Origin of the sequence: Gelidibacter sediminis (assembly GCF_004364975.1) — a bacterium.
GTDB lineage: Bacteria > Bacteroidota > Bacteroidia > Flavobacteriales > Flavobacteriaceae > Gelidibacter > Gelidibacter sediminis.
The window spans coordinates 948,951-969,342 of sequence record NZ_SOBW01000008.1; the positions used below are offsets into that span (position 1 = coordinate 948,951).

Consider the following 20,392-nt stretch of genomic DNA (forward strand, 5'->3'; position numbering starts at 1 on the left):
CCTAACTATTCTATACCAACATGAAAGACATTAGGCTGGCCATTATAGAAGATGATGCCTTAGTACAAGAGAGCTTATGCAGTTTTTTTGAAGTTCTCAATCATACCGAATGTCTCTTGGTAGCCTCCTCTATAGAAACTTTTCTAAAAGACTTTAAAGACTTAAAAGTACCCCCTGACATCATTTTATTAGACATCAATTTACTTGGAATGTCTGGAATTGAAGGTATTCCATTACTAAAAAATGAATTACCTAAAACAGATATCATCATGCTCACCACTTTTGATGATAGTGATAGTATTTTTAACGCATTGTGTGCTGGCGCCTGTTCGTATTTATCAAAAAAAACCTCCTTAAAAAAGATACAGGAAGCCGTAGAAATCGTATTTGATGGAGGGTCTTATATGTCGCCTTCAATAGCCCGAAAAATTGCCAATCATTTTGCACCTAAATCGGTCAAAAACCAGATTCTCACACCTCGTCAGCAAGAGATTGTAGCCGGAATCGTTGATGGCAAGAGTTATAAAATGATTGCTGAAGATTTATTTGTTTCACTAGACACTGTTCGGAGTCATATTAAAAATATCTATAAAACTTTAGAAATTAACAGTAAGGCTGAACTGATTAAAAAGTCTTATAATAATGAAATTTAAATCAGGCATTAACGATGTACACGTATTAAAAATAACATGATGCGAACGTTTATTGTAGATATGAATTCAAAATAGTTGCTCATTATAAGCCTAAAACCGCGAAGGGCGATTTTAGAGTCTTTTTTCATCTATTCGCTCATGCGCAACTCCGTTGGCACCGCCACATATAAAAAAAGCCTAACAAATCTTATGATTTGTTAGGCTTTTAGTGGTCGGGATGGCAGGATTAACTTGGTTGATCCTGAGTAAGGGTCGTTGCTCATTATAAGCCTAAAAACCGCGATAAGCGGTTTTAGCGTCTTTTTTCATTTGTTCGCTTATGCGCAACTCCGTTGGCACCGCTACACATGAAAAAAGCCTAACAAATCTCATGATTTGTTAGGCTTTTAGTGGTCGGGGTGGCAGGATTCGAACCTGCGACCTCCGCGTCCCAAACGCGGCGCGATAACCGGGCTACGCTACACCCCGAAATCAACTACTAAAGTTGAATTCTTTTAAAATTGCTATCCGGTATTATTAGCAATTGTTGCGGAGAGACAGGGACTCGAACCCTGGCGACAGTTTCCCGTCGACAGATTAGCAATCTGCTCCATTACCACTCTGGCACCTCTCCTATTGTTAAAGAACATCCTTAAATGCGGATGCAAATGTAGCCCTTCATTACAAAGAAAACAACTATTTTTTAAAAATTTTATAGGAATTTTTTTATTCCGGATATTCTATCCTGAGATGGAAGATGTTAGCCAATTTATTCTTTAAAATTTTCTTGATAGATTCAATCTCCTTAAAGGTAATATTGGCATTTAAAAACTGTCCGTCCTCCATCTGTTTGTTGATAATATTTTCAACAAAATGATTGATTTTTGTTGATGAAGGATCCTTCAAACTTTTAGAAGCAGCTTCAACACTGTCGCACATCATCAAAATTGCAGTCTCCTTACTAAAAGGCTTTGGCCCTGGGTATCTAAAATCATCAGCATCCGTGGCAATATCAATCTCCTTTTCCTTCATATAAAAATAATACACCATACTCGTCCCGTGATGTGTCCTGATAAAGTCAATAACACGATCTGGTAAATTGTTCTTTTTAGCTATTTCAATACCATCCAATACATGGGAAAAGATGATGGCAGCACTCTCTTGGGCCGACAATTCATCATGAGGGTTTAATCCTGTAGATTGATTCTCTGTAAAATACGTAGGGTTCTTCATTTTACCTATGTCATGGTATAATGCTCCTACCCTGACCAACATTGCATTTGCCCCAATTTCATTGGCTGAAGCTTCGGCTAAATTGGCAACGTTTAAACTGTGATGAAACGTACCAGGTGCCTTGTTAGACAATTCTTTTAACAACTTCGTATTGGTATCTGAAAGTTCCAATAATGACACGTCTGACACTAGACCAAACAAGCGTTCATATATGTAAATAAGCGGTTGCACAAACAAGGTTGCCAATCCACATAAAATAAACATTCCAAAGGCTTCCAAATCGAGCTCAATAATACTGCCTTCGTGAATTACGAAAAACGCAAAATACGTTACGATATACACTAGTGTAATTTGCCCAACAGAAATAAAGAGGTTTGCACGTTTATACAACTCTGAAACGGTAAGGATGGTTACGATGCCGGCAGTAATTTGCAAAAACATATATTCATAACTATTTGGCACCACAAAGCCCAACAAGAGTACCGTTAAAACATGTGCAAATAAACCGAGTCTGGCATCAAAAAAGGCCTTCAATACTAATGGCAATACACATAGTGGCACAACATACACAAATTTAGAATTGTACTTTACAATAAGCGTAGTGAGCAAAACCATTAAGAGAATATTGAAAAATATAAAGGTTACTTTGGTGTTGTCCAAAAAGACATCTTTGCGGTATTTCCTTAAAAAAAGCAGTAACATTAATAACGTTAGGGCTACTAAAAGGGAATAGGAAATGACAACCCAGGTATAATTTGAAGCACTCCAGACCTGCGATTCATACTCCGACTCTAAAGATTTAAGAATATCGTATTTATGGCCTTCTACCAATTCTCCTTTAGAAATTATCAGCGTTTCACGCTCAACATTCCCTCGTGTAGATGATATTTTATCAAGTTCTTCATTTAGGGCGTTTTGGGTAATGGATTTATTGACCTTTAAATTAGGCTCAATCAAATCAAAAAACATTGACACAAAGACGGCACTAAAGTTAGAATTCCTTTTTTCTTCAAGTTGTTTTTCCAAAATCTTTCTGAAAGCATCAATTTTGGCCAATTCGGAATAGGTGGTTGTGGCAACTTGATTTTGACCATCTAATAAAATGACACTCTTGTCGTTAGGGTAATTATAGTCTTCTTCTAAAACACCATTTTTATAGATTTGGTCAAGTACGAGCTTCCCTATCCTGTACAACTCGGTTTTTTTCCTGCCAAGTGAGTCATCAAATGTAGCGTTGAATTTTTTATTATAGTCTTCGTAAACAAAGTCTTTAACCTCGCTAAAAAGATCAAAATAAACCGCACTATTTTTTACAATAGCAGACTTTTCCTTTTCAAGTTCCTCCGGTGTTTTTTGTATGGCAAAATCAAATGGAGCATAAAGATTCTCAGATTGCCACGGTTTGTTTTTGTCAAAATTATATTTGAATTTACCACTCTTTGGAAAGAGGTAAACAATTAAAAAAGTAGTTCCTATAAAAAGGAGAATTTTGTAAATAAGTGCATGATTCTTGTACCACTTACTAATAAGATTTTTCATCAAAGTCGTCTCAATTGTCTTTCAAAAGTAATAAAATATTAAGGGACTTGTTGGTTTAACGTGAGGTTTCATTCCGAAATCAATTAAAAAATGTTTAATTTTGCGTTAATCAAATCAAAACCCATATAAAATGAGTAAAGAAGTCGTTATTGTATCAGCAGCAAGAACTCCGATAGGTAGCTTTTTAGGCGCTTTATCAACAGTTACTGCACCCAGATTAGGAGCCGTTGCCATTAAGGGAGCAATGGATAAAATTAACCTAAAACCTGAATTGGTACAAGAAGTGATTATGGGCAACGTAGTTCAGGCTGGCACAGGCCAAGCACCTGCGAGACAAGCCGCAATTTATGCTGGAATTCCGGACACTGTTCCGTGTACTACCGTAAATAAAGTTTGTGCTTCAGGTATGAAAGCAGTAATGCAAGCGGCCCAAGCAATTGCGTTGGGAGATGCTGATATTATTGTTGCCGGCGGAATGGAAAACATGAGTTTAATTCCGCATTATCTTCACGCAAGAACGGGAACAAAATTTGGTCCTGCCACATTAATTGATGGCATGCAAAAAGATGGTTTAGTAGATGCTTATGATGAAAACGCCATGGGTGTTTGTGCAGATGCATGTGCTACAGAATATAAATTTAGTAGAGAAGATCAGGATGCTTATGCAATTCAGTCTTATGAGCGTTCTTCAGCAGCATGGGCTGCGGGAAAATTTGATAATGAGGTAGTTCCGGTAGAAGTTCCTCAACGTCGTGGTGATGCTGTTGTAGTTTCAAGAGACGAAGAATATACCAATGTAAAAATGGATAAAATACCATCATTGAGACCTGCCTTTTCTAAAGATGGTACTGTAACAGCTGCCAATGCCTCAACTATTAATGACGGTGCTGGCGCTGTTGTTTTAATGAGCAGGGAAAAGGCTGACGAATTAGGTTTAAAACCATTGGCTATCATAAAAGGATATGCTGATGCGGCCCATGAGCCAAAATGGTTTACAACTGCGCCAGCTAAAGCTCTACCAAAAGCATTGGATAAAGCGGGAGTTGCAATAGAAGATGTCGATTTTTTCGAATTTAATGAAGCTTTTGCGGTGGTTGGTTTAGCCAATATGAAACTTCTAGGTCTTAATGATAGTAACGTTAACGTTAATGGCGGTGCCGTTTCTTTGGGTCATCCATTAGGATGTTCGGGGGTAAGAATTATCATTACCTTAATAAATGTATTAGAACAAAATAATGCGAAGCTAGGTGCTGCGGCAATATGTAACGGTGGTGGAGGTGCATCTGCAATTGTAATAGAACGTGCATAAACTAGTCTTGTTCTAAAAATCATCGCATTGCAATCATTACATTTGTTGTTACCAATTTTTCAGGTCTTATAAACTGAAAATTTATAAAAATAGTCAATAGACCATTTCACCCCTATGCCATACGGAATTGCCAACTTAAGCATCATCCCTTTAAGAATTGAACCTGCTGATTCTACTGAATTGTTATCTCAAGTACTCTATGGCGAAATTTTTAAGGTGACCGAACGACGGAAAAATTGGAGTAAAATTCGTTTGGTGTATGATAATTTTGAAGGATGGATTGCAAATAACCAGTACTTGGAAATTACGGAAACGGACTATGAAACATTAATCGGATTACCATCACGACTTTCTGGAGACTTACTTGAATTTATACAAGATCAGCAGAATCAGTTGATCACGATTCCTTTAGGCTCAAGTTTGTCAGCTCTCAATTACCTAAACCATACATATGATGGTTATATACTAGAAGGCATTCAATCAAAATCCAATATTATTGATACTGCATTTTTATATCGAAATGCACCATATTTATGGGGTGGTAAAACACCTTTTGGTATTGATTCCGCTGGATTTACGCAGATGGTCTATAAATTGAATGGTTATCAACTGTCTCGTGCTGTTGAACAGCAAGCAAAACAAGGCGATGCGCTTAGTTTTATTGAAGAAAGTGAAGTTGGCGATTTGGCTTTCTTTGATGACAATGAAGGACAAATTATTCATGTAGGAATTATCATGCCAGACAATTATATTATACACGCCCATGGTAAAGTTCGTATTGACCGCTTAGATCATTCTGGAATTTATAACGTAGATACTAAAATGCACACCCACAAATTAAGGGTAATTAAAAAAATCATATAAAAAAAGGCTATCTTTTAAAGATAGCCTTCTTCTAAACATATAGTTTTTGTGCCGTACTATTGACCACTTTCTAAAGCTTCCACTTTAAGTTTCATTTCCTTCATTTTTGCAGTTTCACCCAAAGCGCTATAAATATTCACTAAAGTCTTTGCCGCTTGTAAATCTGTAGGTCTTAACTTTAAAGTTGTTTCCAAATAAGGAATAGCCTCTGCATACAACTGAGATCTTTTCTCTTTCAACTCGTCATATTTCTTATTATCAGCAGCTGAACTACCTAAAGCATTCATCTGCTCAATAATGCTTTGCTCTTGACTCAAGATTAAGACTGCCATGTTATTATGAACGTCAGTATAATCTGGCTTGATTTGTAAGGCTTTATTGTAATATTTTTTTGCAGTTTCAGCATCTCCTCCTTCTGCAGATACAATCCCTAAGTTGAATAACAATTCTGGATTATTAGGGTCACTTACCAAGGCTTGTTCAATTAATTTTTTGAATTCGTCCTTATTCCCCATCTTTAATTGCATATTAGCTTCAGAAATAATTAAGCTCGCATCATCAGGGTTAGCTTTTCTTGCATCCTTCATAGCTGCAATTGCTTTTTCGTTATCACCTCGCGTCATATAGATCAACGCGATGTTTTTAACAATCTCTCCTCTCTTAGACTCAGATTTCTTAGTAGCCGGTGAAATATGTGTTCCAGCTTTTACAGAGATATCCATGATACTTTTGGATGGAAAACTCTCCTCTTCCCCAGTTTCCTTGTTAACTGCAACGTATTCCGTATCAATACCCACATAGCCTAAATCTTTCAATTCTTCGTAATGTTTTAAGGCATTGTCATAATCTTCACCATTTACCGCAGTTGCAGCTGCATAATAAAGATACAAAGTGTCTTTTGTTGACATTCTATAAGCTTTTTCAAAACCTTTAGAAGAAGCTACATAGTTTTTCTTTTCTAAAGCGCCATTCGCGTTAGTTAAGAAAGATTCTAACATTTTTTGCTTTATTTCCTGAACATCATCAGCATATTTTCCATCTTTCCCTTCTACTTTAGCTACCATGTCCAAACTTTCAATAGCAGCATCCATATCAGCATCTGATCCTGCACCATTGGCATAGAGTGCCTGTCCCTTTAAGAAATAAAAGTTAGCCTTCATTTTATCATCTGCATTGCCTATTAAAGATTCAGCAGCGTTAATTGCAGATTTAGCTTCTGCATAATTGTTTTTCTTTATTGCTTTTTCAGCATCTTTTAGCTCACTCTTCTGTGCGAAAGACATAGAGCCTACTAAAAGTGCGAAAGCGACTGTGACTTGTTTTTTCATTTTTAGTTGTTTAAATATTAAGGATTAATTATAAATTATTGGTTTTCGTCTTCTGTGTTATCAAGAGTTGTGCCATTATCTGAAACACCATCATTATCAGCAAGCTCATCTAGTGCCTCTTCTATTAATGGATCCTCTTCATCCTTCATCACTTTTGCGACAGCCGCAATAGAATCGTTACCCTTCAAATTAATCAATTTTACACCTTGTGTAGCACGTCCCATTACGCGAAGATCCTGAACGGCCATACGGATGGCAATTCCTGATTTATTGATAATCATTAAATCATTATCATCACTCACAGACTTAATAGCCACAAGACTTCCTGTTTTTTCAGTAATAGAAATTGTTTTCACACCTTTTCCACCTCTGTTGGTAATTCGATATACAGCTTCACCATCTTCTGGATCATCAATATAGGTGCGCTTGCCATAACCATTCTCAGACACTACCAATACTGACTCTTCCTGCGGGTTTTCAATAGTCACCATTCCAATAACTTCGTCTTTAGGATGCGCTAAGGTTATCCCTCTTACTCCAGAAGCATTTCGTCCCATAGGGCGTGTTTTTGCTTCTTCAAAACGAATTGCCTTACCAGATTTAAGTGCCAACATGACCTGGCTGTTACCGGTAGTCAATTTAGCCTCTAGTAAAATATCATCATCTTTAATAGTGATGGCATTAATACCGTTGGTTCTTGGACGGGAATACTGTTCTAGTGAGGTTTTCTTGACTTGACCATTTTTGGTTGCCATAATGACATAATGACTGTTAATGTAGTCTTCATCCTTAAGGTCTTGAGTACAGATAAACGCTTTCACCTTATCATCTTGTTCAATATTAATCAAGTTTTGAATGGCTCTACCTTTTGATGTTTTGGTGCCTTCCGGAATTTCGTACACGCGCATCCAGAAACATTTTCCTTTTTGAGTAAAGAACAACATGTATTGATGATTGGTACCCACAAATAAATGTTCCAGGAAATCTTCATTACGCGTCGTTGACGCTTTCTGACCAACCCCTCCTCTATTTTGGGTTTTATATTCTGTTAAAGAGGTACGTTTAATATACCCTGCATGAGAAATTGTAATGACCACTTGCTCATCAGGAATCATATCCTCAATACTTAAGTCGCCACCTGCATATTCAATAGTAGAACGGCGTTCATCACCATACTTATCTTTAACAACGACCAACTCATCTTTAATGATTTGCATACGACGCTCTTTTTTATCAAGAATATCCTTCAAATCTTCAATGGTTTTCATCAAATCTTCATACTCAGAACGCAATTTATCTTGCTCCAGTCCTGTCAATTGACGTAAACGCATCTCAACAATGGCCTTGGCTTGTAATTCAGAAAGTTCAAAGCGTTCAATTAATTTCTCTCGAGCTTCATCGGCATTAGATGATGCACGGATAAGGGCAATAACTTCGTCAATATTATCAGACGCAATAATTAAACCTTCTAAAATATGAGCGCGCTCTTCTGCTTTACGAAGTTCATAGGTAGTCCTTCTAACAACCACCTCATGTCTGTGCTCCACAAAATGGTGAATCAACTCTTTTAGATTCAGCAATTGAGGACGCCCATTGACCAAGGCAATATTATTGACACTAAACGATGACTGTAATGCTGTATATTTATATAAGGTATTTAAAACGATGTTAGGAATGGCATCACGTTTCAACACGTAAACGATGCGCATCCCATTTCTATCTGACTCATCACGAATCATGGAAATACCGTCAATTTTCTTCTCATTAACCAAATCAGCCGTTTTCTTAATCATATCAGCTTTATTGACTTGGTACGGGATTTCAGTCACTACTATAGACTCTCTACCTTGTACCTCTTCAATATTGGCTTTACCTCTCACAACAATTCTTCCACGACCTGTTTTAAATGCTTCAATCACTCCATCATAACCATAGATTGTTCCACCTGTAGGAAAATCTGGTGCTTTAATATGGGTAATCAATTCATCTATTTCTATATCATGATTCTCGATATAGGCAATGATACCGTCCACAACTTCACTTAAATTATGTGGCGGCATATTTGTAGCCATACCAACAGCAATACCAGAAGCACCATTAACTAATAATCCTGGAATACGTGTAGGCAATACGGTTGGCTCTTGCAACGTATCATCAAAATTCAGTTTATGGTCTACAGTCTCCTTATCAATATCTGCCAACATGTCTTCTGAAATCTTGCGCATACGTGCTTCTGTATAACGCATTGCTGCCGGACTATCACCATCAACTGAGCCAAAATTCCCCTGACCATCAACTAACATGTAACGTAAACTCCATTCCTGGGCCATACGTACCATCGCATCATAAACAGAGGTATCGCCATGTGGATGGAATTTACCTAATACCTCACCAACAATTCTCGCCGACTTTTTATGTGCGGTGTTAGATCTCACTCCCAGTTCATGCATGCCAAAAAGCACACGTCTATGCACAGGTTTTAGACCATCTCTAACATCTGGTAATGCACGTGACACAATGACCGACATTGAATAATCAATGTAAGCCGATTTCATTTCATCTTCAATGTTGATAGGAATCAATTTTTCTCCTTCTGCCATATATAAATTAATTAGATTTTTTGTAGGTTTTCAAATCGTGCTAAGATAACCAATTCATGAGTTATAACGCCACTTTAATAAGGCTTTTTTGGTGTTTTTTATTAACAATATCGCATCTTTTATATTTAATAAGTATCTCGTTAAATGTTTTGAAATTGTGAAGTTTTTTTTGTCACTTAGCAACTATAAAACATTTAAGGAATAGTTTTTGCCCTAATACACTTGTTTTTACTATTTTTAATGCAGAAAGGATTTTACTATGGATGATAATTTTTCCCCAAGAGTCAAGGACGTTATAGCCTACAGCAAAGAAGAAGCTTTAAGGCTTGGCCATGACTTTATTGGAACAGAACATTTGATGCTCGGATTGCTGAGAGATGGCAATGGCAAAGCCATTGATATACTAAGCGCACTAGAGATTGATTTAAACCATTTACGTCGTAAGGTTGAAATCTTGAGTCCAGCAAACCTTAGCAATACCGCTATATCAAACGAAAAGAAAAACTTGCACCTCACGAGGCAGGCAGAGCGTGCCCTGAAAACAACCTTCTTAGAAGCTAAATTGTTCCAGAGCACTGCTATTAATACCGCACATCTTTTATTGTGCATCTTGAGAAATGAAAATGATCCTACAACTAAGCTTTTAAATAAGCTTAAAGTGGATTATGATAACGTGAAAGAACAATTCAAATCTATGATAACTAATAATGATGACTATACTGAGTCCCCTAAGGCTGAGTCGTTTTCTGATGATGATATGAATGAAGATGACGCTACTAAGCAAAATCCGTTCAGTCAATCCACCGCTAAAGGTGCGAAGAAGTCAAAAACACCGGTTTTAGATAATTTTGGTCGTGATTTAACGGTTATGGCCGAAGAAGGGAAGCTCGACCCTGTTGTGGGTAGAGAAAAGGAAATACAACGTGTCTCACAAATTTTGAGTCGACGTAAAAAGAACAACCCATTGCTTATTGGCGAGCCGGGTGTTGGTAAATCGGCTATTGCCGAGGGTTTAGCACTGAGAATCATCAAACGTAAAGTATCCAGAATCCTTTTTAACAAAAGAGTTGTTACTTTAGATTTGGCTAGTTTAGTTGCCGGTACCAAATACCGTGGACAGTTTGAAGAGCGTATGAAGGCCGTAATGAACGAATTAGAGAAGAATGATGACATTATTCTTTTCATTGACGAGATCCATACCATTGTTGGCGCAGGTGGTGCTACTGGTAGTTTGGATGCGTCAAACATGTTCAAACCTGCTTTAGCCAGAGGCGAAATCCAATGTATTGGTGCAACTACGCTAGATGAATACAGACAGTATATTGAGAAAGATGGTGCTTTAGAGCGTCGTTTCCAGAAAGTCATTGTGGAGCCAACAACTGTTGAGGAAACAATAGAAATTCTTAATAACATTAAAGGCAAATATGAAGAACATCACAACGTTCAATATACACCAGAAGCTATTGAAGCTTGTGTAAAACTGACCAATAGGTACATGACGGAGCGTTTCTTACCAGACAAGGCCATTGATGCCTTGGATGAAGCAGGTTCACGAGTCCATATTACCAATATTGATGTTCCTAAAAAAATATTAGAGCTCGAAAAGCAGTTAGAAGATGTTAAGGAGACCAAGAACTCTGTGGTTAAAAAGCAGAAATATGAAGAAGCTGCCAAATTGCGTGATGATGAAAAACGTTTAGAAAAAGAATTGGCTACAGCCCAAGAAAAATGGGAAGAAGAAACCAAACTTCATAAAGAAACCGTAACTGAAGATAATGTTGCCGATGTTGTGTCTATGATGACTGGAATTCCGGTAAATAGGATTGCACAAACGGAAAGCAATAAATTGGCAAAATTACCAGAACTAATCAAAGGAAAAGTAATTGGCCAAGACGAAGCTGTCGCTAAAGTGGTAAAAGCTATTCAGCGTAACCGTGCGGGACTTAAAGATCCTAATAAGCCAATTGGTTCATTTATCTTTTTAGGTCAAACAGGTGTTGGTAAAACGCAGTTAGCCAAAGTGCTGGCAAAGCAACTTTTTGATAGTGAAGATGCCCTTGTTAGAATTGACATGAGTGAATACATGGAGAAGTTTGCAATATCAAGACTTGTAGGTGCACCTCCTGGATATGTGGGTTACGAAGAAGGTGGTCAATTAACTGAAAAGATTAGACGTAAACCGTACGCTGTTGTCTTATTGGATGAGATTGAAAAGGCACATCCTGATGTGTTCAACATGTTGTTGCAAGTATTAGATGATGGGTATTTAACAGATAGTTTGGGTCGTAAAATCGATTTCAGAAATACTATTATCATCATGACTTCCAACATTGGAGCTCGTAAACTGAAAGATTTTGGTCAGGGCGTCGGATTTGGAACAGCTGCAAAAGCTGCACAGGCAAGCGACAACTCGAGAAGTATTATTGAAAATGCGCTGAAAAAAGCATTTGCTCCTGAGTTCTTGAACCGTATTGACGATGTGATGGTATTTAATGCTTTGGAGAAAGAAGATATCGATAAGATTATTGATATTGAGTTGGCACAATTGATTTTGCGCATTAAAGATTTAGGATACGCACTTAAATTGACGCCGGCGGCTAAGGATTATATTGCGGAAAAGGGATTTGACAAACAGTATGGTGCAAGACCATTAAAGCGTGCCATTCAGAAGTATGTTGAAGACACTTTGGCAGAAGAAATCATTACCGCGCACATCAATGAAGGTGACACTATTACTATGGATTTGGATGCCAAAACCAATGAGTTGGTTGTTTCTATAGAAAAGCCAGAAGAGGAAACAAAAATGTAGGCATATTTATATATATAAAATAGCATCTATAAATTATAGATGCTATTTTTTTTGAATTACCTCAAATTTTGCTTAAATTAAGCTATGATTGATTTTTTAAAATTTGACTTCTGTTAGATTGAAATACATGATAGTTATGTTATTGTAACTATTGATGAAGGGGTTACAGTGATGCCAAAACATAACACTGTACTTGTTAATATCGTAGATACTTATTTTAGAGATCGTGAATTTGTATATATTACGCACCGTATCAATTCGTATGCTGTAGATCCTTCTGTCTATTTTGAAACTTCAAAAATAAAGAATCTCCGAGCTTTTGTAGTGGTGTCCAACGATTACAAAGCCAAGTCGAATGCTGAGGTAGAAATGTTATTTTCATCAAAACCATTCAAAATATTCGACAATTTGGAAGATGCGGTATCATGGGTAAAATCTTCTGTTCTAGCATAAAACTCATGAATTTAACATGAGACACTCTTAGAATTACTATCATTAATAAACGATTTTTTTCGTCCCTCAAAAATCACTCGAACTGACATTGCACAGCCATTGTCAATTCGAGTGAATTCCACGATTGAAATGAGTGGAATTTGTATCGAGAATCTACCTCGATTATTGCACGGTTCTCGATACTATTTTTTCGTCCCTCAAAAATCACTCGAACTGACATTGCACCTTTGTCAATTTGAGTGAATTTCACGATTGTAATGAGGGAAATTTGTATCGAGAATCTATCTCGATTATGGAACCGTTCTCGATACTATTTTTTCGTCCCTCAAAAATCACTCGAACTGACAGTGCACAGCCTTTGTCAATTCGAGTGAATTGCACGATTAAAATGAGTGGAATTTGTATCGAGAATCTATCACGGTTATTGAACGGTTCTCGACACGATTTTCTCGTCCCTCAAAAATCACTCGAACTGACATTGCACAGCCATTGTCAATTCGAGTGAATTCCACGATTGTAATGAGTGGAATTTGTATCGAGAATCTTACTCGCTTTTTGAACGGTTCTCGATACGATTTTTTTCGTCCCTCAAAAATCACTCGAACTGACATTGCGTAATTCTTGTCAATTCGAGTGAATTGCACGATTGAAATGAGTGGAATTTGTATCGAGAATCAATTGCGCTTATCGAACGGTTCTCGATACGATTTTTTCGTCCCTCAAAAATCACTCGAACTGACATTGCACATCCTTTGTCAATTCGAGTGAATTGCACGATTGAAATGAGTGGAATTTGTATCGAGAATTTATTGCGCTTTTTAAACGGTTCTCGATACGATTTTTTCGTCCCTCAAAAATCACTCGAACTGACATTGTACAGCCTTTGTCAATTCGAGTGAATTACACGATTGAAATGAGTGGAATTTGTATCGAGAATCTATCTCGATTATTGCACGGTTCTTGATACGATTTTTTCGTCCCTCAAAAATAACCTCGAACTGACACTTGCGGTTATACCTGGAACAACACACTAAATTAATAAGTCGCTAATTCAGCAAGATGAGTGTAATGAAACCCTCCATGGTTGTTTTTCGTAATAAATTTGAAATAGCGATATGAAGTACCTTCAGGCAAATTCACGTATTGCCAGTTTTGCATTTTTTCTAATGAATAGTCTCCTAATTTCACCCAACTACCGTTGGTGTTGCTGCCATAAAGTTCAAAGTCTTTGATGGCACCATTTAAATTTTCCCGATTGCCAAATGCAAAACCATTTATTTGTGTAGATTCATTCCTGTCTAAAATAAAGTAGTGGGGATGATTTGGACGACTCGTTTTATATTGCGTATGCCAAAACGTATCTTGAAACCCATCGAGCATAGTACTTGCCAAGCCATCATCTTCCTGACTGTTAACCTCGATGATATTCCATTCTGTTGGGTGGATTAATTTTTTACTATTGATGACTTCAATATTTGGGATACCATTTTTAAATTCATATTCATAGCTATAGGTGCTATGTGAACCATTTTCATGGTAAAACCGAATTCTAAGTTGGTAGTCGCCACTTAATATAAAAAATTCAGATAGTGAGCTTTCAATATACAGACTGTCTGTGCCAACTGGTTTTACGTTCCATGCAGGTGCATCATAATCTTTATTGCCTCCGGCAGGATAAGGATCGTGCCACACTACAATGTCCGTAACAGGTATGGCACTCTCAAAGTTCCCAGAAATTATAATTTTATTATCTTCTACCTTTCCTTTCAAATAGGTCAGTTTATTCTTGGTTGGTCCGTACCAATCCGTGCGAACTTCATTACTAAAAGCTTGACTATTCGCAAATGTAGCCGCTGTGGCGCCGGTCATAAACGTAGGAGATTTACCATAGGTATAATTGCCCGCGCCCATCAAAGCAGTGCCTTTAGTTGCTTTTTCACTCTTCTTTTCACTATTGTGAGGCGCGTTTAATCCATGGCCTAACTCGTGGTACAATCCGCCAATCCATTTGGTGGCTAGTGCGCCATATACGCCAGTGGTTTCCAAGTGTTCCAATTTCATTTCAGGATAATCTAATGCATAGCAGAAGGTGCCCAGTCCATAAAAAGGCACACCTCCAGGGTTTAAAGGATCTCCTGATATAGACGGAAGGATGACCAAAGAATGCTCACTGTGTTTTTTGTCTGGGTTTTCAGCAAAATAAGATTTTAATTCTCTATTTATAACCGACCCTCCTCCGCTATACGGGTAAGCATCTTTGCCACGTTCAGCAAAAATGGTATTAATATTAACGATGTTATTACTTTTTAAATCCAATCCAAATGACTTTCTTCCAAAGCCTTCCTTTTCCATATAGTCTGCACAATAGCCTTGAAAGGCTAATAAAATCTCAGAAATTCGTTTGGTATAGCCCGGAACCGTATCAACATCTATTGGCACCCAATAAATCACATTCAACTTATAGGCTTGATCTTTCCATTCATTATCAATAGTAGTATTAGAGGTAATATTTGGTGGATTGCCCTTAGATGTCCTGTTTTTTGAAGCACAACCAAAAAGTGATATTAGAACAACAATAGTTAATGCAATAGGAATGAATTTTATCATGCGTAAGGTTTTAGAGAATTATGTAGATTATAGTTCCGCCCCAAAAATATTGTTTAACTCTAAGAAGTAAAAGTAATTTTAGAATTTTATAGTCGTGGAACTAAATACTTATACTTTGCCTATTCGAGTGAATTGCACGATTGAAAAGAGTGGAATTTGTATCGAGAATCTATCTCGGTTGTTGCACGGTTCTCGATACGATTTTTTTCGTCCCTCAAAAATCACTCGAACTGACAGTGCTTAAATTTTGTCAATTCGAGTGAATTGCACGATTGAAATGAGTGGAATTTGTATCGAGAATCTTACTCGATTATGGAACCGTTCTCGATACTATTTTTTCGTCCCTCAAAAATCACTCGAACTGACAGTGCTTAAATTTTGTCAATTCGAGTGAATTGCACGATTGTAATGAGTGGAATTTGTATCGAGAATATATCTCGATTGCTGCACGGTTCTCGATACGATTTTTTCGTCCCTCAAAAATCACTCGAACTGACAGTGTCTTAAAATTTAATCAAACAGCAACTCATTTTCAATCGAAAAATCAGTGATAAATTGCACCGATTTCTGCATGAGCTCATGAAAAATTAAATCTTGAGTCACAAATTGCACTTCACTTTGGTAACTATTTAAAAATGCTTCTATTAAAGGTGACGACGTTGTTGGTTTTCTAAAAGTGATGGCCTGTGAAGCATTCAACAATTCGATTGCCAAAATCTTTTCTACATTATACACTAAGGTATAGGCTTGAGTTGCAGAGTTAGCACCCATGCTCACATGGTCTTCCTGTCCGTTTGAGGACACAATAGAATCTACACTTGCAGGTGTGGCCAATTGCTTATTGGCACTGACGATACTTGCAGCAGTATATTGCGGAATCATAAATCCGGAATTCAACCCAGGATTGTCCACCAAGAATGTTGGCAATCCGCGCAATCCTGAAATGAGTTGATAGATACGTCTTTCAGAAATGTTGCCAAGCTCTGCCATAGCTATCTTTAAATAATCTAATGCTAAGGCTAATGGCTGTCCGTGGAAATTACCACCAGAAATAATTTCGTTCTCACCAACAAACACGTTAGGATTATCGGTTACTGAATTGATTTCGGTTTTTATGGTTGTATGGATAAACTCTAAAGTATCTTTAGTTGCGCCATGAACCTGTGGAATGCATCTAAAGGAATACGGATCTTGAACATGCTGCTTTTGCTGAGAAATCAACTGACTGCCATCCAAAAATTCCCGAACACGTTCTGCCGTTTTCAATTGCCCATTATGAGGACGTACCAAATGCACCAATTCATTAAACGGCTCGATTCTTCCATCAAAAGCATCCAAAGAAATACTTCCGATTAAATCGGCCAAATAAGAAAGTTTATAAGATTTCAATAATAAGTGGACACCATAAGCACTCATAAACTGCGTTCCGTTTAAAAGCGCCAAACCTTCTTTAGACAACAACGTAATAGGTTGCCAATTGAATTGCTCCATAATTTCAGAAGCTGGCTTTACCTTGCCGTCATGAAAGACTTCCCCCTTCCCTATCAATGGTAAGGCCAAATGAGCCAAAGGTGCAAGGTCTCCAGAAGCGCCTAATGAACCTTGAGTATATATAATTGGTAAGATATCATTATTATAAAAATCGACCAAACGCTGTACCGTTTCAAGCTGTACACCACTATGACCATAACTTAACGATTGAATTTTCAGCAATAACATCAGTTTTACAATGGCATTGGGTACCTGATCTCCCATCCCACAGGCATGAGACATCACCAAGTTTTCTTGTAACTGGGTTAATTTGTCTTTAGAAATTTTTACATTGTATAACGATCCAAACCCAGTATTGATACCATAGATTGGCTCATCTTGCTCCAACATTTTGTCGTTGAGATATACTCTACACGTATTAATTTTGGAAATGGACTCCTTTGAAAGTTCAATCTTTTTGTCATAAAAAAGGATGTCGCTTATCGTAGATATTTCTAAAGTCTTCGAGGATATCGTATGCGTTAAATTCATTATTGTCAATTATAGGCTCAAAAATCAACAATACCTTTACATTATGCAACAAATGTTAATAATTAATAAAAGATTCTATAATGTCTCTACAAACCCTTATTTTTGGCAACCTAAAAATATAACAATGAAAAAAATATTTATTTTCTTAAGTGCTTTAGCTATTGTGTCTTGTAACGAAGCACCTAAAGATTATGTTACGTTATCAGGTAAAATTACCAATAAAACGAGCGATTCTATTTTGTTAAGAAATAGAACGACCATGAAAGCAATTGTATTGGCTTCTGACGGAACTTTTTCTGATACCATTAAAGTGGATCAACCTGAAGTATTCGGTTTTTTTAATGGCGGAAGCGCTTTACCTATCTTCTTAAAAAATGGATTTGATATAAAAGTAAATGCAGATGGTAAAGATTTTGAAGAATCTTTAGAGTTTTCAGGATCGGGAGCTGAACATAACAATTTCTTAAAAGATCAAATGCAATTAGAGAAAAAGTTATTAGATCAGGATAAATTGAGCAACTTAAGTTCTGAAGGACTTAAAGCTGAAATGGACCAGATTAGAAAAGAATTATTGGCGTTTTATGACCACGATAAAAGTATTGATTCTACTGTCGTTAACATGGCCAAATCAAACTTGAATCCCATGCTGAATATGTTTCAAAATTACTTTGCAGAATCGATTGCCATTAGAGAGCAATTTCCTGTAGGCTCACCTTCTCCTACGTTTGAAAACTATGAGAACTTTAAAGGCGGCACAACATCTCTTAAAGACTTGGCTGGAAAATTTGTTTATGTTGATGTTTGGGCAACTTGGTGTGGACCTTGTATTGCAGAAATTCCTGCTTTAAAGAAATTGGAGGCTGACTACGCCGATAAGAATATAGAGTTTGTAAGTATTTCTATTGACGATGCCATGCGAAGTGGCGGCGGCGATTTAGCAGTGGCCAAAAACAAATGGAAAACCATGATTGAAGAGAAAAATTTAGGAGGCATTCAGTTGTTTTCTGATAAAAACTGGCAGTCAGATTTTATACAAAATTACAACATCAAAGGCATCCCGAGGTTTATTTTAATTGATCCAAACGGCAACGTTGTCAATGCAAATGCACCAAGACCTTCAAGCGATAAGCTTACGGAATTGTTCGACAGTTTGAAAATTTAACAAATCAATTTCTACAAAAATTAAAAACCGCACTTTCATTAAAGTGCGGTTTTTTGGTTTTAGCGTTTACCTTCCTCCGCTTCATCGGTTGGTTGCGGCATCGGCGGTTTTTCAAAAAGGCTGAGGTAAGCTCTGCCTAAATAATCTATGACATGGCTTGCTGTTAAACTTTGATACCCATAATCTTCTACAGCAATATCAGCCGATTTTCCGTGAAGATAGACTCCAAAAACCGCGGCAATTAATGGTTCATACCCTTGGCAAATAAGTCCGGTGATAATTCCTGTCAGCACATCTCCCGTTCCCGCTGTGGCCAATCCGGGGTTGCCCGTTGAATTGACATAGAATTTACTTTCAAATACGGTTATGGTATGCGCCCCTTTAATGACAAGGATACATTTATATTTTTTGGAGAATGCTTTGGCTTTTTTCAGTTTGTCAAAGTCATCCTTCCAGGTCCCAATCAAGCGTTCCAACTCTTTCGGATGTGGCGTTAAAATGGTTTGCGGTTTTAGCAATTTGAGGTCACTTTTGTGTTTTGATACTATATTAAGCGCATCAGCATCAATTACTAAAGGTGCTGTGTTAACCTTTAAAAATTCCTGAAGTGCAAGATGTGTGTTTTTATCAGTTCCCATTCCCATACCAACGGCAATGGCAGTAGGCTCAATATCAAATTTGATGGTTGTAATGTTCTCATCATCAATATCAGTGATGGCCATAGCTTCAGGAAAAGCCGATTGTAATGGGATGTAGCCACATTTAGGCGTAAACGTTGTGACCAGCCCAACCCCAGAGGCCAAAGCTGCTCGTCCTGAAAGCATTACTGCACCTATTTTACCATAGCTACCACCAATAATTAGAGCATGGCCAAAAGTGCCCTTATTAGAGAATTTTTCCCGGGGTTGATAAATGGGAAGCATCTCCATTTTGCCCATCAACTCTACTTCTGTATCTGTGTTCTGTAAAAACTCAGGATCAATACCAATATTTAGCACCTCCCATTGTACGGTATACTTAGAGGTTTGTGGAAGAAAAAACACCAATTTAGGCGATTGAAAACTCAGGGTGTAATCTGCCCAAACGACGCCATTCTCATCTTCAGGAACGCGATCAGCATAAAGTCCTGAAGGCAAATCAATAGCCAGTGTAAACGCTTTTGAGGCTCTAAAATGCTGGAAAAGTCGCTTTACCCAGTCATTGGGCGGTCTATTGAGTCCAATACCAAAAACAGCATCTACAATAATATCATCGGGACCAATTGCAGGAAAATCAGCTTCACAACTTAACATCACGGGCCATTTTTTGGTGGTTTGTTTGATCAAATCATAGTTCACCAAAAACCCTTCGGTACGCTTGTCACTACAATTGACTACATAGGTATGCACATTGTATCCGTAAATATTTAAATGCCTCGCCACCACTAATCCATCTCCTCCATTATTACCGATGCCGCAGAACACATGAATGGGCACTTGTGCGCCTTGCATTCGCTGATGGATCCAATTGAAGATTTGCATCCCAGCACGCTCCATTAATTCTGTTGAACTAATGTTTTGCTTTTTTGCGGTGACTTGATCGCCTTTATATATTTGTTCTTTTGAGAATATCTTCATATTAAGAGTCTTTTTTTAAGATATATTTATTAATGCAGTCCTTACATTCAAAAATGAGACTGAATATTTTTTTATTAGAGTAAAAATAATACATTTGGAAGGTATAGACCAAGATATGTATAGCATACATTACACAAAAAATCTTTTCTTCACCTTTATTTCTATTAAAGGCACTACGTCTATTATTGGAATTACCCCTTGGGGTTAATTTATATATT

12 protein-coding genes and 2 tRNA genes are annotated in these 20,392 nt (G+C 37.3%); 6 read left to right on the forward strand and 8 right to left on the reverse strand.

Going from position 1 to position 20,392, the window contains the following annotated elements:
* Window positions 1-20: 20 nt before the first annotated feature.
* Window positions 21-653 (forward strand): response regulator, encoded by a 633-nt coding sequence (locus BXY82_RS10870; protein WP_133758215.1) that lies wholly within the window; start codon window positions 21-23, stop codon window positions 651-653.
* Window positions 654-1,043: 390 nt separating this feature from the next.
* On the opposite strand, the gene BXY82_RS10875 is transcribed toward BXY82_RS10870, so the two are convergent.
* The 3 genes from BXY82_RS10875 to BXY82_RS10885 form a co-directional block, all read right to left on the reverse strand.
* A tRNA-Pro gene (locus BXY82_RS10875) sits at window positions 1,044-1,121 on the reverse strand.
* 61 nt (window positions 1,122-1,182) lie between these two features.
* Window positions 1,183-1,266: transfer RNA gene (locus tag BXY82_RS10880), tRNA-Ser, on the reverse strand.
* 92 nt (window positions 1,267-1,358) lie between these two features.
* A complete protein-coding gene (locus tag BXY82_RS10885) occupies window positions 1,359-3,404 on the reverse strand; it encodes an HD family phosphohydrolase (RefSeq protein WP_133758216.1) in 2,046 nt (681 codons plus the stop codon).
* A gap of 130 nt (window positions 3,405-3,534) precedes the next feature.
* Here BXY82_RS10885 and BXY82_RS10890 point away from each other — a divergent pair, with 130 nt between their 5' ends.
* Together BXY82_RS10890 and BXY82_RS10895 are read left to right on the forward strand one after the other, a co-directional pair.
* A complete protein-coding gene (locus BXY82_RS10890) occupies window positions 3,535-4,713 on the forward strand; it encodes an acetyl-CoA C-acyltransferase (RefSeq protein ID WP_133758217.1) in 1,179 nt (392 codons plus the stop codon).
* A 114-nt stretch (window positions 4,714-4,827) separates the two neighbouring features.
* Entirely contained in the window at window positions 4,828-5,577 is a 750-nt protein-coding gene (locus BXY82_RS10895) for a C40 family peptidase (protein ID WP_133758218.1), read from the forward strand.
* A 56-nt stretch (window positions 5,578-5,633) separates the two neighbouring features.
* Here BXY82_RS10895 and BXY82_RS10900 read toward each other — a convergent pair whose 3' ends face one another.
* Both BXY82_RS10900 and gyrA read right to left on the reverse strand, forming a co-directional pair.
* The gene (locus tag BXY82_RS10900; protein ID WP_133758219.1) at window positions 5,634-6,905 is read right to left on the reverse strand and encodes a tetratricopeptide repeat protein; all 1,272 of its coding nucleotides are present in this window, start codon (window positions 6,903-6,905) and stop codon (window positions 5,634-5,636) included.
* 35 nt (window positions 6,906-6,940) lie between these two features.
* Window positions 6,941-9,505 (reverse strand): DNA gyrase subunit A, encoded by a 2,565-nt coding sequence (gyrA, locus tag BXY82_RS10905; RefSeq protein ID WP_133758220.1) that lies wholly within the window; start codon window positions 9,503-9,505, stop codon window positions 6,941-6,943.
* 259 nt (window positions 9,506-9,764) lie between these two features.
* On the opposite strand from gyrA, the gene BXY82_RS10910 reads away from it, so the two are divergent.
* Together BXY82_RS10910 and BXY82_RS10915 are read left to right on the forward strand one after the other, a co-directional pair.
* Complete coding sequence (locus BXY82_RS10910) at window positions 9,765-12,314, forward strand: ATP-dependent Clp protease ATP-binding subunit (RefSeq protein ID WP_133758221.1); 2,550 nt, start codon at window positions 9,765-9,767, stop codon at window positions 12,312-12,314.
* A 171-nt stretch (window positions 12,315-12,485) separates the two neighbouring features.
* A complete protein-coding gene (locus BXY82_RS10915) occupies window positions 12,486-12,767 on the forward strand; it encodes a hypothetical protein (RefSeq protein ID WP_243835783.1) in 282 nt (93 codons plus the stop codon).
* A gap of 1,035 nt (window positions 12,768-13,802) precedes the next feature.
* Here the strand turns inward: BXY82_RS10915 and BXY82_RS10920 are convergent.
* Both BXY82_RS10920 and hutH read right to left on the reverse strand, forming a co-directional pair.
* Window positions 13,803-15,374, reverse strand: coding sequence for a discoidin domain-containing protein (locus tag BXY82_RS10920; RefSeq protein ID WP_133758222.1), 1,572 nt, complete (start codon window positions 15,372-15,374; stop codon window positions 13,803-13,805).
* A gap of 510 nt (window positions 15,375-15,884) precedes the next feature.
* Window positions 15,885-17,396: a histidine ammonia-lyase gene (gene hutH, locus BXY82_RS10925; RefSeq protein WP_133758223.1), complete on the reverse strand. Its 1,512-nt coding sequence runs from the start codon at window positions 17,394-17,396 to the stop codon at window positions 15,885-15,887.
* 124 nt (window positions 17,397-17,520) lie between these two features.
* On the opposite strand from hutH, the gene BXY82_RS10930 reads away from it, so the two are divergent.
* Window positions 17,521-18,558 carry a TlpA disulfide reductase family protein gene (locus BXY82_RS10930; protein ID WP_133758224.1) on the forward strand — a complete coding sequence of 346 codons (1,038 nt, stop codon included), beginning with the start codon at window positions 17,521-17,523 and terminating at the stop codon, window positions 18,556-18,558.
* 59 nt (window positions 18,559-18,617) lie between these two features.
* Here the strand turns inward: BXY82_RS10930 and BXY82_RS10935 are convergent, their stop codons facing one another.
* Window positions 18,618-20,174: an NAD(P)H-hydrate dehydratase gene (locus BXY82_RS10935; RefSeq protein WP_133758225.1), complete on the reverse strand. Its 1,557-nt coding sequence runs from the start codon at window positions 20,172-20,174 to the stop codon at window positions 18,618-18,620.
* Between the last annotated feature and the right edge of the window lie 218 nt (window positions 20,175-20,392).